Raw genomic sequence first — 20,654 nt, 5'->3', positions numbered from 1 at the left:
ACATTCTTGATTAAATTGAAAATGAATAAAGGAATTATTATTTGGATGTTACATCTGATCATTAAAAAATAATAGATATAAGTAGATGAAACAAACCAACCATCAATTTTTTGACTTTCTAGATTTTAATACCGATTTATCTTTAGAAGAAGGTGTTTCTAGACTTTGGAAAGCCTGTAAACCAATTGATATTCAAAATATAGGATTAGGTGTGGTGCTTACCGTTCCTTTCCAGTGTCAATTATTATCTAATGAAATTGCGCCAGATACATCTATTCCCAAAAAGAACTATCAAGTTTTTTTAAGAGCTTTTGGAGAAAAAATATTAAGAGTTAGTGTTGGTTTTGAAAAGGAGGTTGCTCAAACATCTCCTATGTTAGAAATGACTGATGATATTCAAGAAGTGAAATTGAATATTGAAAAATCTAATGAAACATGGAGCGTTAAAGATGTAAAGGGCGTAATAAGAGCGGTTTTTGATTTATCTAATCCAGAGATTGATTATTGGAGTGATTTATTACCAGAACCAGAAGAATCTTTGCAAGCTGTTTTTTATCCTGACGGAAAAAAAGCAATAACGGTGAGTGCTTACGATCAGTTTTTTCCAAATAGAATGGACGCGATGTGTCTATCTTTTATAGAAAAATATGGAGAGCCAAGTAAAGCTTCTATTTCTTTTCATGCAAAACCAGACGAAAAGTTTGTTGGTACAGGCGAGCGTTTTAGTAAAATGGATTTGTCTGGAAACACGTTTCAACTAAAAAATCAAGACGGGCAAGGCGTAAATAATAAAAGAACATATAAAAATATTCCTTTTTATTTATCTAGTGAAATGTATGGGATGTTTCTACATACATCTACGTATTGTAAATTTTCAATAGCAGATTTTTCTACAAGATCTGTTCAGTTATTAGTTGAAGAACCTGTTTTAGACATCTTTTTAATAGGAGAAGATTCACCAGATAAAATTATTTATCAATATAAAAAAATTACAGGCTTTCCAACAGTGCCACCGTTATGGAGTTATGGTATTTGGATGAGTAAAATGACATACTTTTCAGAAGAAGAAGTCACTACAATATGCAATAGACTAAGAGATGAAGATTTTCCGTGTGATGTAATTCATTTAGATACTGGTTGGTTTAAAACCGATTGGTTATGTGAATGGAAATTTAATGCAGAACGATTTCCGAATCCGAAACAATTTGTTTCAAATTTAAAGAGTAAAGGATACCGAGTAAGCCTTTGGCAAATGCCCTATATATCTGAAGATGCAGAACAGTATGAAGAGGCAAAAGCTAATAATTACATGGGGCAGTTAGATGCGGGGGTAATGAGAGGTGGTTCTAATTTTAGTAATCTAGATTATGCAGGTACCATAGATTTTACATATCCAAAAGCTGTAGAGTGGTATAAAGATTTATTACGAGAGCTTTTAAATATGGGAGTAGTTTGTATAAAAACTGATTTTGGAGAAGAGATTCATTTAGATGCCAATTATCATGATATGGCACCCGAAAAATTAAATAATTTATACGCCTTATTATATCAAAAAGCAGCATTTGAAGTAACAAAAGAAGTAGCTGGAGACGGTGTAGTTTGGGCAAGAGCAGGTTGGAGTGGTTGTCAGCGTTATCCTATCCATTGGGGAGGAGATGCTGCAGCTTCTTGGGATGGTATGGCTGGGTCTTTAAAAGGTGGTCTTCATTTAGGATTATCTGGTTTTGGCTTTTGGAGTCACGATATTCCTGGCTTTCATGGTGTGCCTAATTTTATGAATTCTGTAATTCCAGACGATTTGTATGTGCGTTGGACACAGTTTGGTGTCTTTACTTCACATATGCGTTATCATGGCACCTCAAAACGAGAGCCTTATTATTATCCAAACATAGCTTCAATAGTAAAAAAATGGTGGAAATTACGTTATGCATTACTGCCATATATTTTACAAGAAAGTGAAAAAACAACAGCTTCTGGATTTCCTGTTATTAGAGCTTTATTAATGCATCATCAAGAAGATAAAATGTGTTGGCATATAGACGATCAATATTATTTTGGAGACGATTTTTTAGTAGCTCCTATGATGAATTCAGAAAATAAAAGAGATGTGTATTTACCTGAAGGTAATTGGATCAATTTCTTTACAGGAGAAAAGTTTGAAGCGAATGGTTGGTTAAAAGATTTTGAAGTTTCAATGGATGATATGCCAGTTTGGGTTAAAGAAGGTACTATAATTCCAATATATCCAGAAGCTGTAAGTTGTACAGACGATATGGATATGAATAACATAGAAAATATTAAGATAGATGCCAATTTTAAAGGTATTTGGAAGTCTTTAGACTTTATATAAAACCAATTAAACCAAATAATAATTTAAAAATTAGAAGTGATGAGTGCGATTTTATCAGATGACCAATTAAGTCAGTTTAAAGAAGATGGTTTTTGTATTGTGAAAAATGTGATTCCACAAGAACTTATAGCACGTTTACAAGGTGAATGCCAAAGATTTATAAAAGAAAAGGATGATGAGATGGATGCTAAAGGCGTTGAGGTCGATGAGATTAATCATAAAGGAAAACGCTATTTTATTGCTTTAAGGTATAAAGACAGTGAAACGATGCAGGACCTTATTTTTGGTAAAGAAATGGAAGAAATTACCAGAAAAGTATTGGGTGAAGATGTCTTTTTGTTTTTAGAACAATACGTAGTAAAGGCAGCCGATAAAGGGATGACGTTTTCATGGCATCAAGATTCTGGTTATTTAGATTTTGAGCATAAACCATATTTGTCTATCTGGTGTCCTTTAGATGATGTAACCGAAGAAAACGGAACCGTTTACCTATTGCCATATAAAGATGCAGGTGTAAAAGATAGAATAGATCACGTATTGCAAGAAGGAACAAATGATAAAATTGGGTATTTTGGTGATAATCCAGGTGTTCCTGCTGTTTTAAATGCAGGAGATGTGGCTTTATTTTCTAGTACCTGTTTTCATAGAAGTGGGTCTAATACAACTAATAAATCTAGACGTGTTTTGTTAATTCAATATTCAGCAGAACCTATCATGAAGAATGAAAAAGAACCTCTTTATTGGGCAGAACCATTTGTTAAAGCAGGTGAAAACGTTAGTAAATACTAGCTTGTAATTATATTAAACCTAAAACCAATTACCAACTAAACTAATTTATTGATTAACTTTAATCGATAAAATAATAAGAGACATAGCACATGAATATATATGATCAATTAGCAACGCTAGATTTTGCTGTTGTAGGTATTTATCTTTTAGCATTAATAGGCATTGGCGCTTGGATTAGTTTTAGACAAAAACGTCCTGCAGATGAAAATTATTTTTTAGCAGGTAATTCGCTTAATTGGACAAGTATTGGATTTAATATGTGGGGAACCAATGTGGGACCTTCAATGTTAATAGCCTCTGCCAGTATTGGGTATTCAACGGGTATTGTAGCAGGGAATTTTTCTTGGTATGCTTTCATATTTATTTTTCTATTAGCAGTGGTTTTTGCTCCTAGGTATTTAGGAGCTAGAGTACAAACCTTGCCTGAATTTATGGGAAAACGTTTTGGTAATTCTACTCAAAACATTTTAGCGTGGTATACTATTGTAACTGTTTTATTAAGCTGGTTGTCATTAACCTTGTTTGCTGGAGGCGTTTTAATTCAGCAAATTCTTAATTTACCTATGTGGTTATCGGTTGTTTTATTACTCCTTATTGCTGGATTTTTTACCATGGCAGGCGGACTTAAAACCATAGCATATACTAACGTTATTCAAATGGTATTACTTATTGTGGTGTCTTTTGCTTTAATGTGGGTGGGATTAGAAAAAGTAGGAGGTATTAGCGCTTTAGTTGAAAAAACACCATCCAATTATTGGAATCTGTTTTTACCTGCCGATGATGCTAGTTATCCATGGGTAGCTATATTATTAGGGTATCCTATTATGGGTGTTTGGTTTTGGTGTACCGATCAATCTATGGTACAGTCAGTCTTAGGTGCTAAAAGTGTTAAGCATGGTCAGTTAGGAGCTAATTTTACAGGTTGGTTAAAAATTATTGATGTACCGCTTTTTATATTGCCAGGTATCATGTGTTTTATTTTGTTTCCTGATTTAAGTAATCCAGATGAAGCGTACATGACTATGGTAACCGAGTTGTTTCCAACAGGAATGAAAGGCTTAGTTATGGCGGTTCTTATAGCAGCTTTGGTAAGTACAATCGATTCAGCTTTAAATGCTTTGAGTACCGTTTTTACTATGGATATCTATGTTAAAAAGATTCAGCCAGATGCAAGTCAGAAAAAAATAGTTAAAGTAGGTCATTTAGTTACCATTTCTGGAGCTGTCATATCCATCTTTGTTACGATGGCAATAGATAGTATTAAAGGTCTTAATTTATTCGATGTTTTTCAATCGGTTTTAGGCTTTATTGCACCTCCTATGTCGGTTGTGTTTTTGTTTGGTGTTTTATGGAAAAAAACAACCACAAAAGCAGCGAATAGTATTTTAATTTTCGGAACACTTCTTAGTTTAACAGTAGGCGTATTATACCTTTGGGTAATTCCAAACGACCCAGCTTCTGGTGTTAAAATATGGCCTCATTTCTTATTGCTATCATTTTATATTTTTGTGTTCTTATCGGTTATGATTGTCATTATTTCTTATTTAGATAAAGAAAAGAATCCATACAAAAGCACTTTAGATTATAGTAAACTAGGAAAAGTAACTCCGAAAGTAAAAATACTTTGGGCAGCTCTTATTATTACAATGGTAGGCTTGTATATCTATTTTAACGGACATTAATAATTAGTTTAAGATGATAAAAAACACGAACGATGGGAGTAATAATAAACCATCATTACGTATTGATATAAATTATGGTACTTGCGAAGATTTACCTGCTTTTTCTAAAGGACCAAAAGGAAATGATAGAGGAAAACACGAAGCCATTGCAAATGCAGGTTTTGGAGGTATTCAAGATGGAAATCCTGAGTTGTGTAACGAATTGGGCTTGCAATTAACAGCGCACGCAAGAGTTAATGAAGTAGGAGATTTAAAAGATTTATTGCCTGTTTGGAAAGCTTTAAATTATAACTGTGCTACGGTGCATTTAGGTTGGGGAATGGAATCAGATGATGAGATGGATGCTTTAGTAAGCTACATTAATGAGAGTTCTATGGCTTACAATATTCCTATTTATATTGAAACACATCGGGCAACTATAACACAAGATTTATTCAGAACTGTTGAATTAACAAAACGTTTTCCTGAAGTTCGTTTTAATGGTGATTTTTCACATTGGTACACAGGACAAGAAATGGTTTATGGAGGTATCGAAAATAAATGGGATTTTATTCAACCCGTTTTGGATCGTGTTCGCTTTATACATGGTCGTATAGGAAATCCTGGATGTATTCAAGTTGATGTTAAAGACGATAAAAATTTAGAGTATGTGAATCATTTCAAAGAGATGTGGAAGCGTTCTTTTCTTGGGTTTTTAAATTCAGCTAAACCTGGAGATTATATTTGTTTTACGGTTGAATTGTTGAAAGCTGATATTTTTTATGCAAGAACAATTCCTACTGATGAAGGTGAGCAAGAAGAAGGCGATCGTTGGCAACAAGCATTATTGTACAAAAAAATCATTCAGGAATGTTGGGATAATGCCAATAAAGAATTTTATTCTAAGTAGAATATTTAAAACAAAATTTTCTTTTATTTTCTTTTCTTTTCTTTTATTTGTTTTTACAGGAAAGAACAGGATGGAAATAGTAAAAAGTATTCACATATTTACTAAAAATAGAAGAGTTTAAATAAGTTCATTATTAGCATCTACAACTAAATTTTAAATAAATAAAACATGGAACATAAAAAAGGAAGCTTAAAAAGTACGATAGCTGTATCGCTTACTAATTATCTTGATGCAGGCGCGATTGTAGCTGGAGCAAGCGGATTAACGCTTTGGCAAAATTATCTCGGACTAGCTGAGGGAGATCTTGGTTGGCTTAATGCACTTAGTGCAAATGCTTTTGGAGCTGCTATTGGAGCCATTATAGGTGGTTTTCTTGCCGACAAATACGGAAGAAAAACAATTTACACCTACAATATGCTTGTGTATATGTTAGGGGTTGCAATTATTATGTTTACGGTAAATTTCCCAATGTTATTAACAGGTTTTATGGTTACAGGTATATCTGTAGGCGTTGGTGTTCCTGCTTCTTGGACTTATATTTCTGAAAATTCTGAAGTTAATAATCGAGGACGTAATATGGGTATTTCTCAGGTTGCTTGGGGAGTAGGTCCAATGATTATTTTAATTTTAGGAATGTTGCTTGCTCCAGGTAATGATAATGCTTCAGATGGTGTTTTGTTTGGTTATGTACAAAAAGTAGCAGAACTATTTATTGGTAGTGATGCGAGCGTTGAAGCGGTAAATGTATTCAGTAGTCGTATTATTTTTGGTTCGTTGTTTATTGTAGCATTTTTTGCATGGAATCTGCAACGAAAACTTAATGAGTCAAAAGACTGGGAAGAAGCTAAACAAAAGCAAATGGAAAGTAAGGAGAAGCAACCAAGTGTTTTTGCTTCATTTGGATCACTTTTTACTAAAAAAGTAAATATTCGTACCATGCTTTTTCTTGCAGGAATTTATGTAACATGGAATATGGTGGCTTCTGTAATGGGCTTTTTTCAGCAACATATTTATGAAACAGCAGGAGGACTTTCTAACGAACATGCTAATATGATTTCAGCTGTGCAATGGATCGTAATTATTGCTGTTACTTATTTTGGGTTCTCTATGTTTGTCGATAAAGTAAATCAACGTTGGCTGTATTTTATAGGAACGGGTATAGGCATTGTTGCTTGGGGGATCCTTATTTTCATCGGAATTAAAAACTATGTTGCATTATGGACGTTCACCATTCTTTGGGGAGTTCACGCAGGAATTAGTGTGCAAGCATTTTATGCGCTTTGGGCTTCAGAGCTCTTTCCAGCCCAATACCGTGCAGCAGCTCAGGGTATTATGTTTTTTGTTGTAAGAGGTATAGCGGCATTATGGGGCTTTGGATTTGTTTACATATATGGCGAAAACGGCGAAGGCTTTTACATGGCGGCTAAAATTATGATGGGATTACTTGTTGTCGCATTAATAATAGGAACTATTTGGACGCCAAAAACGCGTGGTAAAACATTGGAAGAAATAACAAAAGAAAGATACGGAGACAATATCTAACACAGAATTTATACTATCATAAAAAATAAAATAGATGGGTAAAACTTTTTTGCCAAATAGTGATTCTAATGCAACTTGGATATGGTATCCAGGCGATTTTGAAGTTTGGTTGAGCAATAAAATGCAAGTAAGACGTACCGAACGCGAAGCTGTATTTCCTCCACTTTGGAAATATTATAGCCCAGACCCTTTGGTTACCTTTCAAACAGAAGTTGATATTCCAGAACAGGATGAAGTAAAAATATATTCAGAGGGTTCTTTTCAATTACTGGTAGACGATGTTCAAATCTATGGTGTACCCAAATCAATTATAATTCCAGCAGGAAAACATAAAATTTCTTTTAAAGTATATAATCAAGAAGTATTACCAGCTATTTATATTGAAGGTAAGTACGTTAAATCCAATGCCAGTTGGAAAGTAACTAACGAAGATAAACTATGGATTGATGAGACAGGTAAAGCACAACAATCTGGAACACCTTGGGTGCCTGTTGGTTCTTGGAATTTTAATTCACCTAAAAATAAGCCTTCCAAATTTAGCTTAGCAACAGAACCTTGGAATGCAAAAAAAACAGAAAAAGTAGGAACTGGTGAGTTGATTGATTTTGGAAAAGAAACCTTTGGTTATATCCGCATTCATGGTTTAAAAGGAGAAGGTAAATTAGCTCTGTATTATGGAGAATCTCGTGAGGAAGCGCTAGATTCTGAAAAATGTGAAACATTAGATTATATCCATTTTGATGGTAATCATCCTGAAATATACACACATGATAAATCTAAAGCATTCAGATATGTTCAAGTACAAGCAGACGCTACAGTAGAATATGATTCTATTTCGATGCTTTATGAATATTTACCATTAGAATATCGTGGCGAATTTAAATCATCTGATAGCTTATTGAATGACATTTGGGATGTATCAGCATATACGATGCATTTAACATCTCGCGAATTTTTTATAGATGGGATTAAGCGCGATCGTTGGATTTGGTCTGGTGACGCTTATCAAAGTTATTTAATGAATTATTATTTGTTTTTTGATTCGCCCTCTGTAGAACGCACATTTTTAGCGCTTCGCGGAAAAGAGCCTGTAACTGCTCATGTAAATACCATTATGGATTATTCGCTCTATTGGTTTATGGGCTTATATGATTATTACTTATATACGGGTGATACCAGTTTTATAAAGACATTTTATCCACGCATAAAAACACTCATGGAATTTTGCTTAGGCAGAAGAAATAAAAACGGTTTCTTAGAGCCTTTAGAAGGCGATTGGGTGTTTATTGATTGGGCCGATGGATTAGCAAAAGCAGGCGAGGTTAGTTTTGAGCAAATGCTATTGGTAAGAAGTTTAGAAGCTATAGCAGTTAGTGCAGAAATAGCAGGAGAAAATGAAGACCAAAAACAATATCAAAAATTAGCCGATGATTTAAAAGAGAAATTGTTTGATGTCTTCTGGGATAAAGATGCGCAAGTCATGAAACATCAGTATATAGATGGCGAGGTGCAAGACACTGTTACCAAATATGCTAATATGTTCGGTATCTTTTTTGATTATTTTGATGAAGCACAAAAGCAAAGTGTAAAAAACAAGGTGTTATTAAATGATGATATTCAGAAAATCACGACACCTTATATGCGTTTTTACGAGTTGGAAGCGCTTTGTGCCATGGGAGAACAAGAATTTGTTTTAAATGAAATCCGTGATTACTGGGGCGGCATGCTAAAACTTGGAGCTACCTCTTTTTGGGAATTATATAACCCTAATGATAAAGGTGAAGAGCATTTAGCAATGTATGGCAGACCTTATGGAAAAAGCCTTTGTCATGCTTGGGGAGCAAGTCCTATTTATCTTTTTGGAAAATACTATTTTGGTGTAAAACCAACTTCACCTGGATATAAAACATATGAAGTAAAGCCAAATTTAGGTGGTTTAAAATGGATAGAAGGTAAAGTGCCAACACCTAATGGTTCTGTAGATTTATACTGTAGTACAAACGAAATTAAAGTAAAAGCTTCAGAAGGTACAGGTAGATTAATCATTAATAGTACAAGTAAGCCAGAAACCAATTCTGGAGAAATCACAGCATTAGGTGAAAATGAATATCAATTAATAATAGCGCCTAATATATCATATCAAATAGCATACAACGCATTATAATTTAGATGATGAATAAATTCAAATATATAGTAGTTTTCTTTTTAATTTTTGGAAGTTTAGTTTCTGTTGCTCAAAACCAAGAGGATGTAAAACAAGTTGCTTGGGAAGCAGCATCTTTTAAACTTGTAGGTTGTACTTATGAAACCTTTGAAACAACGGAATACGGACATGTGTTTTCAGAAAGTAAACATAATATAGTACGAATAGCTCCAGAATTAGAAGGCTTAACAGGGATTAAATTACCACTTCAGAACGCGAAGCCTTTAAAGTTAAAATTTAGAGAATCTGTAAAAGTACTTGTAGGTGTATTTCAAGGAAATACCGCAATAGAAAATGCAAATCTTGTTTTAAAAAATGCACTGACTATAACAGGTTTACCACCAGTTGATGTTTATGCGATACCATATAAAAAAGGCACTTATGTAATCAATTCTAATTACACCGATTTGTATACTGTTTTGGGTGTGGTAAAAAGTAATCAAGAATTAGTATTTCGTGATGCAGAGTTTCCTGATGGAAATTTATGGAATCCAACCTTTATTGTTGAAGGTTTTTCAGATGAAGCTCCTATTTTTGAAATACTAGGTGGTGAAAATGCACCAACTATAGATGGAGGTATGTCTGGAACCGAAGGCATACAAGGTGGTTTTGAAGGCGGTAGATGTGTGAAAGTAGGCGATACATATCATATGTTTCCAACAGAAAGAGCAGGCGAAATAGGGGTAGAAGCTTATTTTGATCGCGTTAAAACTAAAATAGGGCATTGGACTAGTAAAGATGCTATTCATTGGACGCGTCAATCTACTATTTATCAAGCAAGTGGTAATTATGCAGTAACCGAAGATGATAATCCTTTAAACGACAGGCGTGGCGCTATTTGGTCTTATATGCCCGTATTTAATAAAGAAGCAAATAAATGGTATGGTTATTATTTAGCTTATACCGTTCATAAAGAAATAGAACCTAATCATTCTTTTGGTAGAATTTGGCGTTGCCAATCGGTTGTTGATGGTATTGAAGGCATTGGCGGTCCATACAAAGATATAGGCGTTATTATTGAGCCAGGTTTAAATTCTCAACCTTGGGAAGGACGTCAAGGTGTGGCTTCCTTTTTTCCGTATAAGGTTGGTGATGATAAATGGTTAGGGTTTTATAGTGGTGCTTATCCGTTTAAATCATGGGACGATTATCCAAAGAAAACAGGAAAAGGTTGGTTTGTAGCTTTAGCAGAATCGAATAGTTTAGAAGGGCCTTGGAAACGCATGGATAAAAGCGTAAATCCTATAACCTCTATGCATCCTTTTTTTGTTGAAAACCCTATTGTTAGTCAGTTACCAGATGGAACTTATATCGCTGTTTTTGATGGCGGACCAGATGGTTGGGGACATCATTTACCAAATATGATGGCGTATTCATTGTCTAAAGATGGTTATAATTGGGAAGAAGCAAGGTATTTACCAATTGAAACAAAAGTTGATAAATGGTGGGATATTATGCGCACGCCATTATGCTTAATTCCAGAAGGAAATGATGTGTATACTATTGTGTACGCTGCTATCGATTTAAAGAAAAGATTCCACCCAATGGGTATGGTTAAAGTGAAGCTTAACAGAGAGGCTTTAAAAGAAAGAATGAAGTAGCTTAATGCCATTAAATTGTAATACTTGAAGATGAAAAAAAGTAATATTTTATTATTTGTTTTAGCCATAAGTAGCTTTTGGGGTGGTCAAGCACAAACAGTTTCTGGTGACCCTGCAGGTATTCCAGAACAACCTCAAAAATATAGTTATGCACCTTGGGAAGATCCAACGGTTACAAGTATTAATAGACAACCTGCACGAGCTACATCATATTCGTATGCAACTATTGAAGATGCATTAGAAGGCAATAGAGCGAAGAGTCGTCTTAAAATGTTGAATGGCGAGTGGGATTTTAAATACAGTGTAAATTTAAAAGAAGCTCCTACAGATTTTTATAAAAAAGATGTTCAAGGTTGGGATAAAATAGAGGTGCCTTCTAATATAGAATTAAAAGGCTATGGCATTCCTATTTATATGAGTTCCATGTATCCATTCCGTCCTATAAATCCTCCATATGTTCCTAAGGATACTAATGGCATAGCGTCTTATCAACGAAAATTTAAAGTGCCTAAAGAATGGCAAAAGGATATGACAGTTACGCTTCATTTTGGAGCTGTAAGTTCTGCGTTTCAAGTGTGGCTTAATGGCGATTTTTTAGGGTATGGAGAAGATAGTTTTTTGCCTTCAGAATTTAATATTACACCTTATTTAAAATCAGGAGAAAATACTATTTCGGTTCAAGTAATACGTCATAGTGATGCATCATATTTAGAAGATCAAGACCATTGGCGCATGAGTGGCATTCAGCGCGAAGTGTTTATTATGGCAGAGCCTAAGTTGCGTATTCAAGATTTCTTTTATCAAACAAAACTAGATAAATCTTATGAAGATGCCGTTTTTCAATTAAGACCCAAATTAGAGAATCTTACAGGTGATACCATTCGAAAACAAACCTTCGAGTTTCAACTGTATAACAATAAGAAAGAGCCTTTGTTCGAAAAACCAATATCTACATCAGCTGCCGATATTATAAATGAAAGCTATCCAAGATTAGATAATGTGCGTTTTGGTTTTTTTGAAGAAACCATAAAAAACCCTTTGAAATGGAGTTCTGAAGTTCCGAATTTATACACATTACTATTAACTTTAAAAGATGAAAACGGCAATATTTCAGAAGTTAAATCGTGTAAAGTTGGTTTTCGGTCTATTGAATTTTCTAAAGATAACGGGAAACTTTTAATTAACGGAAAAGAAACCTATGTGTACGGTGTAAATCGTCACGATCATCATCATATTCGAGGCAAAGCATTAACCCGCAAAGACCTTGAAGAAGACGTAAAAACCATAAAACAATTCAACTTTAATACCATTAGAACTAGTCATTATCCTAACGATCCTTATTTCTACGATTTATGTGATGAATATGGTATTATGGTTATGGATGAAGCCAATTTAGAAACCCATGGTTTAGGTGGATTGTTAAGTAATAATCCGCAATGGACTAATGCGTATGTAGAACGTATGAGTCGTATGGTAGAGCGTGATAAAAACCATCCAAGTGTTGTGTTTTGGAGTTTAGGAAATGAATCAGGTAAAGGGCCAAACCATGCAGCTATGGCAGGTTGGGTTCATGATTTTGATATTACCAGACCGTTACATTACGAGCCAGCACAAGGCAACCCGCGTTTAGATGGTTATATCGACCCGCGAGATCCTAAATACCCAAAAACGGTAGATCATGCGCATCGTTTTGAAAATCCGCAAGATGAGCCTTATGTAGATATGGTGAGTCGTTTTTATCCAGGGGTTTTTACACCTAAATATTTAGTCGATTTAAAAGCAGATATCCGTCCAATTATATTTGTGGAGTATTCGCATTCTATGGGGAATTCAACAGGGAATTTAAAAGAATTATGGGATGAATTTCGAACATTACCAAGAATGATAGGTGGTTGTATCTGGGATTTTAAAGACCAAGGTTTATTAAAAATAGACGAAAACACAGGACAAGAATTTTATGCTTATGGTGGCGATTTTGGAGAAGAAAGACATCATGGTAATTTTAATATAAACGGCATTGTAGCTTCCGATGGGCGACCTAAAGCAGCTATGTTTGAAAATAAATGGATTTATCAGTCAGCTACCTGTAGTTTAGAAAATAATCAGCTTACTATTAAAAACAGACAAGCAACACAATCTTTAGCGGCGTACAGTCCTGTTTTACAATTTTTTGAAAATGGTAAGCTTATAAAGGAAGAAACTTTAAAGGTTTTTGATATAGAGGCAGGAGATAAAAAGGTTTTCAATATAGAAAAGTATCTGCCTAAATTGAAAACAGAACGTGAATATTTTGTGAAGTTGCAGTTTCAATTAACTCAAGATGAAGTTTGGGCTAAAAAAGGATTTGTAGTTGCAGAAGATCAATTCCTTTTAAAAGCGAAAGATACAGTTGATTATAAGGTTTTAGATAATAAAAATGATATTTCATTATCTGAAACAGAACAGAATTTCAATATAAAAGGATTCAATTTCGATATTAAATTTAGTAAAGAAAAAGGTGCTTTAAGCTCGTATGTTTTTAAAGGAAAAGAACAAGTGTTTGCGCCTTTATTACCAAATTTCAAACGTCCGTTAACTGATAACGATCAAAAAGGATGGAAACCATATAAACTTTTAAAACAGTGGTATAAAGCGACACCAAAATTAACTTCAGTAAAAACTAAAAAATCAGGAAATGATGTTTTGGTGATTTCTAATTATGAAGTGATTAAAGATAGCGCTCAAGTTTCTGTTTCGTGTCGTATTAAATCTGATGGCACTATTAAAGTAGATTACAAATTAAAGGCTTCAAAAGACTTACCAAATATGCCGAAAATAGGCATGCAAATGGGCGTTAAAAATGAGTTTAAACAAGTGTCTTGGTATGGAAAAGGCGAATTGGAAAATTACATTGATCGTAGTTTCGGATTCCCAATTGAACATTACTCATTGCCATTAGATAAATTTACAGAACCTTACGTAATGCCTCAAGAAAACGGAAATCGTACAGATGTAAGATGGATGGCATTTACAGAACAAAATAAGAATGAAGGTCTTGTGGTGGTTAAAGAAAAACAACCATTAAGTATGAGCGTTTGGCCGTATACCCAAGAAAATTTAAATGAAGCGAAGCATACATTCGATTTAATTGATGCAGGGTATTTAACCGTAAATATCGATTTACTTCAAATGGGTATTGGAGGGAATGACAGTTGGTCACCAGTTTCTGCGCCTATAGATAAATATCAAATTCCTGCAAAGGATTATGAATACAGTTTTTATTTAATGCCATTTAATTTATCTAAAGATGGATTAAATAAAAGTCTTGAAAAGTTTAAATATTAAAATTTCATACAATGAAAAATTATAAGTCATTATTGTTTCTATTGTTAGGTGTGTTAAGCGTTTTAAATGTGAATGCACAGATAAAATTACCTGCTTTGTTTTCAGATAATATGATGCTTCAACAGGAAATGGAAGCGCCAATTTGGGGATGGGCAACTAAAGGAGAAACGCTTTTTATTACAACATCTTGGGATTCTAAAACCTATGAGGTTAAAGTTGATAAGCATGGAGCGTGGAAAACAAAAATAAAAACACCTGCTTTTGGTGGACCTTATACCATTCAAATCAAACAAGCTTCAGAAGTTGTAACGATTAAAAATGTGTTAATTGGCGAAGTTTGGTTGTGTTCAGGGCAGTCAAACATGGAAATGCCTTTAAAAGGGTTTACAGGACAACCTGTAAGAGGCGGCAATGAAGCCATTGTACATTCTAGAAATAACCAAATTCGGTTTATAACGGTTCCAAGATCTACAGTTCTAGAGCCTAAAAATGATTTTGATGGGCATTGGCAAGAAGCATCTCCACAAACTACTGGTAATTTTAGTGCCACGGCGTGGTATTTTGGTTCATTACTTCAGGAGGTGTTAAATGTACCTGTTGGCATGGTTGAAGTGTCTTACGGAGGTTCAAATGTTGAAGCTTGGATGAATGAAGAAATGCTAAAAGATTTTGATAATACACTTCCAATTCCTAGAAATGAAACAGAGTTAAAAGGCGCGCCAAACAGAAAACCAACAACATTATTTAATGGTATGTTATCGCCAGTAATTGGTTACGGTATTAAAGGTGCTATTTGGTATCAAGGGGAATCGAACCGCGATAGACCGTTTGAATATAAAGACTTATTTAAAAAGATGGTTAGCAGTTGGAGAGACTTATGGAGTCAAGGCGAGTTTCCGTTTTACTTTGCACAAATTGCACCATTTGATTATAGTGTTTATCATCCAAATGACAATTTAGAAAAATACAATTCAGCTTATTTAAGAGAAGCACAATTACAAGCATCCAAAGAAATTCCAAATTCAGCTATGGCTGTTTTAATGGATGTAGGCGAAAAACACAATATTCACCCAGTTGATAAAGAAAAGGGCGGACAACGATTAGCCTATTTAGCATTGGCTAAAACTTATGGAATGGAAGGTTTTGAGTCTGAAAGTCCAGAGTTTGATGCTATGGAAGTAAAAGGAAGTACGGTAACAGTATCTTTTAAAAATATACCTAATGGTATTACAACGTTTGGTGAAGAATCTATAGGTTTTGAGATAGCAGGCGAAAATAAAGTCTTTTATCCAGCACAAGCTGTGGTTAGAAGAAAATCAGTTTTATTATCTTCTCCAAGAGTAGAAAAACCAGTAGCGATTCGCTATTTGTTTAAAGATTTTACTAAAGCTGAAATTTATAGTGCAGGTGGATTGCCAATGTCTTCTTTTAGAACTGATAACTGGTATAAAGAATAAATTTTAGAGACATGAAGTTTCAAGTAATAGGTTTGTTTTTGTTTTTTACGCTTTATGTTGAAGCGCAAATTCCTGTACTTGATAGTTACAACCAAATTTGGACAACCCAAAGTGAGAACTCGTCAGAATCCATGCCCATAGGAGGTGGCGATATTGGCTTAAATGTGTGGGTTGAAAAAGGCGATGTATACTTTTATGTGTCAAGAAGTGGTACATTCGATGAGCATAATACCTTGTTGAAGTTAGGACGTGTTAAAGTTCAATTAGACCCCAATCCGTTTAAAGATAATGAAGGTTTCAAGCAAGAATTAAATTTAAAAGAAGGTTGTATTTCAATCAGTCAAAAAAATACTAAAATAAAGCTTTGGGTTGATGTTTTTAATCCTGTCATTTATTTAGATTTAGAGAGTAAAACCCCTTTAAAAATGACAGCGTCTTATGAATCATGGCGTTATAAAAACCGACAAGTAAAAGGGAAGGCGAATAATGCGAATTCTTATAAATGGGCACCACAAGGCGAGATTATAACGTATAAAGATTCTATTGGTTTTGAAAAAAATGGGGTTAAGTTTTATCACCAAAATCGAGAACAGACTGTTTTTGATGTAGCTGTTAAGCAACAAAAAATGGAATCAGTTAAGGATCAAATGATGAATCCTTTAAAAAACAGAACATTTGGTGGTGTTATGATTGGTAAAAACATGAAACCAGTTGGAACGTATACAGATGTTTATCAAGATACCGATTTCAAAGGCTTTAGTTTAGAAAGTGTAAAACCAAGTAAAAAGCATCAGTTAAAACTGTATTTACATACCAATCAAGATAAAAACATTGCTATTTGGAATGATGGATTGCAAGATTTAGTATCATCATATAAATCAAAAGAAAAGAAAGCAGAAAAAAACACAATAGCATGGTGGAATCAATTTTGGAATAGAAGTTTTATTTACACACAAAAAAGTAATTCAACAGAAAAAGATTCAGTCTATCAAATAGGTCAAAATTATCAGTTATTCCGATACATGTTAGGGTGTAATGCCTATGGAAAATATCCAACAAAGTTTAACGGCGGATTATTTACTTATGACCCTGTTTATGTAAAATCTGATTTAAACTTTACACCAGATTTTAGAAATTGGGGAGGCGGCACGATGACACAACAAAATCAGCGTTTAGTATATTTTCCGATGTTGAAAAGTGGTGATTTCGATATGATGACATCGCAATTAGATTATTATTTAACCTTGCAGAAGAATGCTGAGTTACGAACGCAAGTGTATTGGAATCATGATGGTGCTTCATTTACCGAACAATTAGAGAATTTCGGATTGCCAAACCCTGCTGAATACAGCTGGAAGCGACCAGTAGATTACGACCCAGGAATGCAATACAATGCTTGGTTAGAATATCAATGGGACACGGTTTTCGAGTTTTGTAAAATGATGTTAGAGCAAAACGAATATGCTAACCTTAATGTTGAAAAATACAATGATTTCATTTTAAGTTGCCTGCGGTTTTTTGATGAACACTATCAGTATTTAGCTAAAAAAAGAGGTCGAAAAGCGTTGGATGCCAATGGGTATTTAGTGTTATATCCAGGTTCTGCAGTCGAGACTTATAAAATGGCATACAATGCAAATAGTACTATTTCAGCTTTAAAAGTTATTTCAGAAAAATTATTAAAAGTTTCAGCTAAAGATTTAAGTAAAGAAAATGTTGATTATATAAAAGCATTTCAAACCAGAATTCCGCCTTTAAATTTTGAAGAAATTAATCATTATAAAGTATTAGCGCCAGCAAAATCTTGGGAACGTATAAATAACACCGAACCTGCAGCATTATACCCTGTGTTTCCTTGGGGGATTTACGGTATTGGATTACCCGATTTAGAAGTAGCGCAAAACACATGGAAATACGATAAAGATGCTATAAAATTTAGAAGTCACGTAGGTTGGAAACAGGATAATATTTTTGCAGCACATTTAGGGTTAACTGATGAAGCAGCAAAATATAGCCTTTTAAAAATGGCCGATTCAGGAAGACGCTTTCCTGCGTTTTGGGGACCAGGATTCGATTGGGTTCCAGATCATAACTGGGGAGGTTCAGGAATGATTGGTATGCAAGACATGCTTATGCAAGAAGCAAATGGTAAAATCTATTTATTTCCTGCATGGCCAAAAAAATGGAATGTACATTTTAAGTTGCATGCTACCAACAATACAACAGTAGAAGTAGCGCTTAAAAATGGCGAGGTAAATATTATAGAAGTTTTACCAGAATCAAGAGAAAAAGATATAATAAATCTGATAGAATTAAATTTAAACGAAAAAAAGAATCTGAATTAAATGAAAACACTTAAAAGCCTGTTAGGTTATTTTGTATTAGTTATTGTGCTAATTTTAAATGTACAATGCCAAGAAAAAACAGAAAAACAAATTGTAAAAGTAGATTTTGATTTTTCAGGTAGAAAATTAAAAGAAGTGTCCGATCCTAATTATGAGTCATGGGTTATTGAAGAACAAAAAGAAGCTAAAAAAACCTTTGGAGATGTTTCGGTAAAACTAAAAGGGGATTTTAGCTCTAAATGGTTTAAGGTTGGTATTCAAGCGCCTCATTATAATAGACTAGGAAGTGATGGGTTAGCTACTGGTGATACTTTAGAAATGTCGATTAGCGGATTAAAAGCAGGGAAACACTCACTGCTTACATTTCATAATACATTCGATAAAATTGAAGCTAAAATATTTCCTGATATTAAAATTTATGTAAACGATAAACTTACTGAAACAGTACAACCATCAAATAGAGCTTTTTCGAAAATAGGATGCGGAACAGGCTATGTTACTTTTAATGCTAAAACAAATGAAGACGTTTTAATCAAATTTGTAATGGATTTAGGTGGTGAAGTGGTGCGTCCTAGATTTTATATATGGCAAATGATAATTAATGGCTTTGAAATTGATACACCAGATTTAAAAAAACAAGCGCATACGCCATTACCAGAATCAAAAGATGAACATGTTGTTTTTGAAGATGATTTACAGTTACAATGGCAATCGCCAAAAGGCACAGTGTCTCATAAATTATATTTTGGTGAAGATGAAAAAGCAATATTAGAAGCTAATGAAAACACTTCAGAATTTAAAGGTGTATTAGCCGAAAATAAATTTAATGTCAATGATTTATATAGCATGAATACCTATTATTGGCGTGTTGATGAGGTAGATGCAGAAGGTAATGAAACTCAAGGAAACGTTTGGTCGTTTAAACCCGCACAATTAGCCTTTCCAGAAGCCGAAGGGTATGGGCGTTTTGCAATTGGTGGACGAGGCGGAAAAGTTGTTGAAGTTACTAATTTAAATGATGACGGACCAGGAAGTTTACGTGATGCTGTAAATCAAGATATTGGTCCTAGAACCATTGTTTTTAATGTATCTGGTAATATAGAATTAAAATCAAGACTAGTTGTCAATCAACCTTATACAACCATTGCAGGTCAAACTGCACCAGGAGAAGGTATTACTATAACTAGAGCGCCCATTGGTCTTACAGGAAATGATGGCATTGTTCGATTTTTAAAAGTGAGAATAGGATCAGGAAAAACCTTTGATGGCATGGGGCTTACAGGTGCTAATAACAGTATTATCGACCATTGTTCTATAAGTTGGACAATTGATGAATCGTTTAGTTCAAGAAGTGCACATAATATTACATTACAGCGCACCCTAATTTCTGAAGCTTTAAATTTAGCCGACCATCATAAGTATGGAAATGGCGCTATGCATGGTTATGCAGCAACTATTGGTGGTGATATTGGAAGTTTTCATCATAATTTATTAGCGCATAATTATGGAAGAAACTGGAGCTTAGGTGGCGGTTTAAATGGCGATGGCTATTATGCAGGAAAATTAGATATAAGAAATAATGTAGTTTATAATTGGGGAAAAAGAGCGACTGATGGAGGTGCTAGTGAGGTGAATTTTGTAAATAATTATTACAAACCGGGAGCTAGTACTAAATTCTTTTATGCTTTAAAAGTGCAACATGAAGGACTTGGTAAGGGTATGCAACAGTATTTTTTTAAAGGAAATGTTATGCCTGGGCATTTTGATGAAAACTCACAAGAAGATGGTGCAACTATACGCCTAAGTAAAGGAGCGGTTGTAGATTTTGAAACTTTTGTAGAAAAGCCATTTTTCGAATCTTTTGTAAAAACACAATCAGCCAGTGCAGCGTATAAAAATGTTTTGTCTGATGTTGGCGCAAATCAACCATTTTTCGATAATCATGATACACGTATTGTAGATGAAACTCTTAAAGGAAGTTATACTTTTAAAGGAAGTAAAAGTGGATTCCCAGGTATGATTGACACCCAAGATGATGCTGGCGGATGGCCAGAATTTGTTAGTGAAACACGACCTGATGATTGGGATACAGATCATGATGGATTACCAAATTGGTGGGAAGATATTCATGGTTTAAACACGCAGTCGACATCAAATGACTTTTCTGATTCAAATGCAGATGACGATAAAAATGGGTATACACAATTAGAAGAATATTTACATTGGATGGCTCAACCACATTATTTTATGACTTTAGATGAAACCAAGGAGTTTTCTTTAAACAATTATTTTAAAGGCTATGAAAAAGATCCTGTTTATAGTTTTTCAAATGTGAAGAATGCTAATATTTCGCTGGAAGACAAAACAATTCAATTTAAAGCAATTGAAAAAGGGTTGGCTTCTTTTAAAATAACAGTGAAGGATGCCGATGGGGATTCTATGAGTCGAATTATTAATTTATTTGTTAAATAA

11 protein-coding genes are annotated in these 20,654 nt (G+C 34.1%); all 11 read left to right on the top strand.

The window, feature by feature from the left end; translation table 11 throughout:
• Positions 1-85 precede the first annotated feature (85 nt).
• Positions 86-2,350 carry a glycoside hydrolase family 31 protein gene (locus tag ACH5TX_RS12010; protein WP_439339743.1) on the top strand — a complete coding sequence of 755 codons (2,265 nt, stop codon included), beginning with the start codon at positions 86-88 and terminating at the stop codon, positions 2,348-2,350.
• Positions 2,351-2,389: 39 nt separating this feature from the next.
• On the top strand, positions 2,390-3,139 hold the full coding sequence (locus ACH5TX_RS12005) for a phytanoyl-CoA dioxygenase family protein (RefSeq protein WP_439339742.1): 750 nt from the start codon (positions 2,390-2,392) through the stop codon (positions 3,137-3,139).
• 89 nt (positions 3,140-3,228) lie between these two features.
• Positions 3,229-4,821, top strand: a complete 1,593-nt coding sequence (locus tag ACH5TX_RS12000; protein ID WP_439339741.1) for a sodium:solute symporter — start codon at positions 3,229-3,231, stop codon at positions 4,819-4,821.
• 13 nt (positions 4,822-4,834) lie between these two features.
• Entirely contained in the window at positions 4,835-5,710 is an 876-nt protein-coding gene (locus ACH5TX_RS11995) for a sugar phosphate isomerase/epimerase family protein (RefSeq protein WP_439339740.1), read from the top strand.
• Between the two features lie 168 nt (positions 5,711-5,878).
• A complete protein-coding gene (locus ACH5TX_RS11990) occupies positions 5,879-7,252 on the top strand; it encodes an MFS transporter (protein ID WP_439339739.1) in 1,374 nt (457 codons plus the stop codon).
• A 34-nt stretch (positions 7,253-7,286) separates the two neighbouring features.
• A complete protein-coding gene (locus ACH5TX_RS11985; protein ID WP_439339738.1) occupies positions 7,287-9,416 on the top strand; it encodes an alpha-L-rhamnosidase-related protein in 2,130 nt (709 codons plus the stop codon).
• Between the two features lie 8 nt (positions 9,417-9,424).
• On the top strand, positions 9,425-11,056 hold the full coding sequence (locus tag ACH5TX_RS11980) for a hypothetical protein (protein ID WP_439339737.1): 1,632 nt from the start codon (positions 9,425-9,427) through the stop codon (positions 11,054-11,056).
• 30 nt (positions 11,057-11,086) lie between these two features.
• The gene (locus tag ACH5TX_RS11975) at positions 11,087-14,380 is read left to right on the top strand and encodes a glycoside hydrolase family 2 TIM barrel-domain containing protein (RefSeq protein WP_439339736.1); all 3,294 of its coding nucleotides are present in this window, start codon (positions 11,087-11,089) and stop codon (positions 14,378-14,380) included.
• 11 nt (positions 14,381-14,391) lie between these two features.
• Positions 14,392-15,837, top strand: coding sequence for a sialate O-acetylesterase (locus ACH5TX_RS11970; RefSeq protein WP_439339735.1), 1,446 nt, complete (start codon positions 14,392-14,394; stop codon positions 15,835-15,837).
• An 11-nt stretch (positions 15,838-15,848) separates the two neighbouring features.
• Complete coding sequence (locus ACH5TX_RS11965) at positions 15,849-18,182, top strand: DUF5703 domain-containing protein (RefSeq protein ID WP_439339734.1); 2,334 nt, start codon at positions 15,849-15,851, stop codon at positions 18,180-18,182.
• Positions 18,183-20,654, top strand: a complete 2,472-nt coding sequence (locus ACH5TX_RS11960; protein WP_439339733.1) for a pectate lyase family protein — start codon at positions 18,183-18,185, stop codon at positions 20,652-20,654. It begins immediately after the preceding gene.

This window comes from Thalassobellus citreus (genome assembly GCF_044385915.1).
Classification (GTDB): domain Bacteria; phylum Bacteroidota; class Bacteroidia; order Flavobacteriales; family Flavobacteriaceae; genus Thalassobellus; species Thalassobellus citreus.
This window is presented reverse-complemented; position numbering and strand designations above follow the sequence as displayed.

Coding starts and splice junctions, on each gene's coding strand:
- ACH5TX_RS12010 (WP_439339743.1), top strand. CDS start 86: ATGAAACAAACCAACCATCAATTTTTTGACTTTCTAGATTTTAATACC.
- ACH5TX_RS12005 (WP_439339742.1), top strand. CDS start 2,390: ATGAGTGCGATTTTATCAGATGACCAATTAAGTCAGTTTAAAGAAGAT.
- ACH5TX_RS12000 (WP_439339741.1), top strand. CDS start 3,229: ATGAATATATATGATCAATTAGCAACGCTAGATTTTGCTGTTGTAGGT.
- ACH5TX_RS11995 (WP_439339740.1), top strand. CDS start 4,835: ATGATAAAAAACACGAACGATGGGAGTAATAATAAACCATCATTACGT.
- ACH5TX_RS11990 (WP_439339739.1), top strand. CDS start 5,879: ATGGAACATAAAAAAGGAAGCTTAAAAAGTACGATAGCTGTATCGCTT.
- ACH5TX_RS11985 (WP_439339738.1), top strand. CDS start 7,287: ATGGGTAAAACTTTTTTGCCAAATAGTGATTCTAATGCAACTTGGATA.
- ACH5TX_RS11980 (WP_439339737.1), top strand. CDS start 9,425: ATGAATAAATTCAAATATATAGTAGTTTTCTTTTTAATTTTTGGAAGT.
- ACH5TX_RS11975 (WP_439339736.1), top strand. CDS start 11,087: ATGAAAAAAAGTAATATTTTATTATTTGTTTTAGCCATAAGTAGCTTT.
- ACH5TX_RS11970 (WP_439339735.1), top strand. CDS start 14,392: ATGAAAAATTATAAGTCATTATTGTTTCTATTGTTAGGTGTGTTAAGC.
- ACH5TX_RS11965 (WP_439339734.1), top strand. CDS start 15,849: ATGAAGTTTCAAGTAATAGGTTTGTTTTTGTTTTTTACGCTTTATGTT.
- ACH5TX_RS11960 (WP_439339733.1), top strand. CDS start 18,183: ATGAAAACACTTAAAAGCCTGTTAGGTTATTTTGTATTAGTTATTGTG.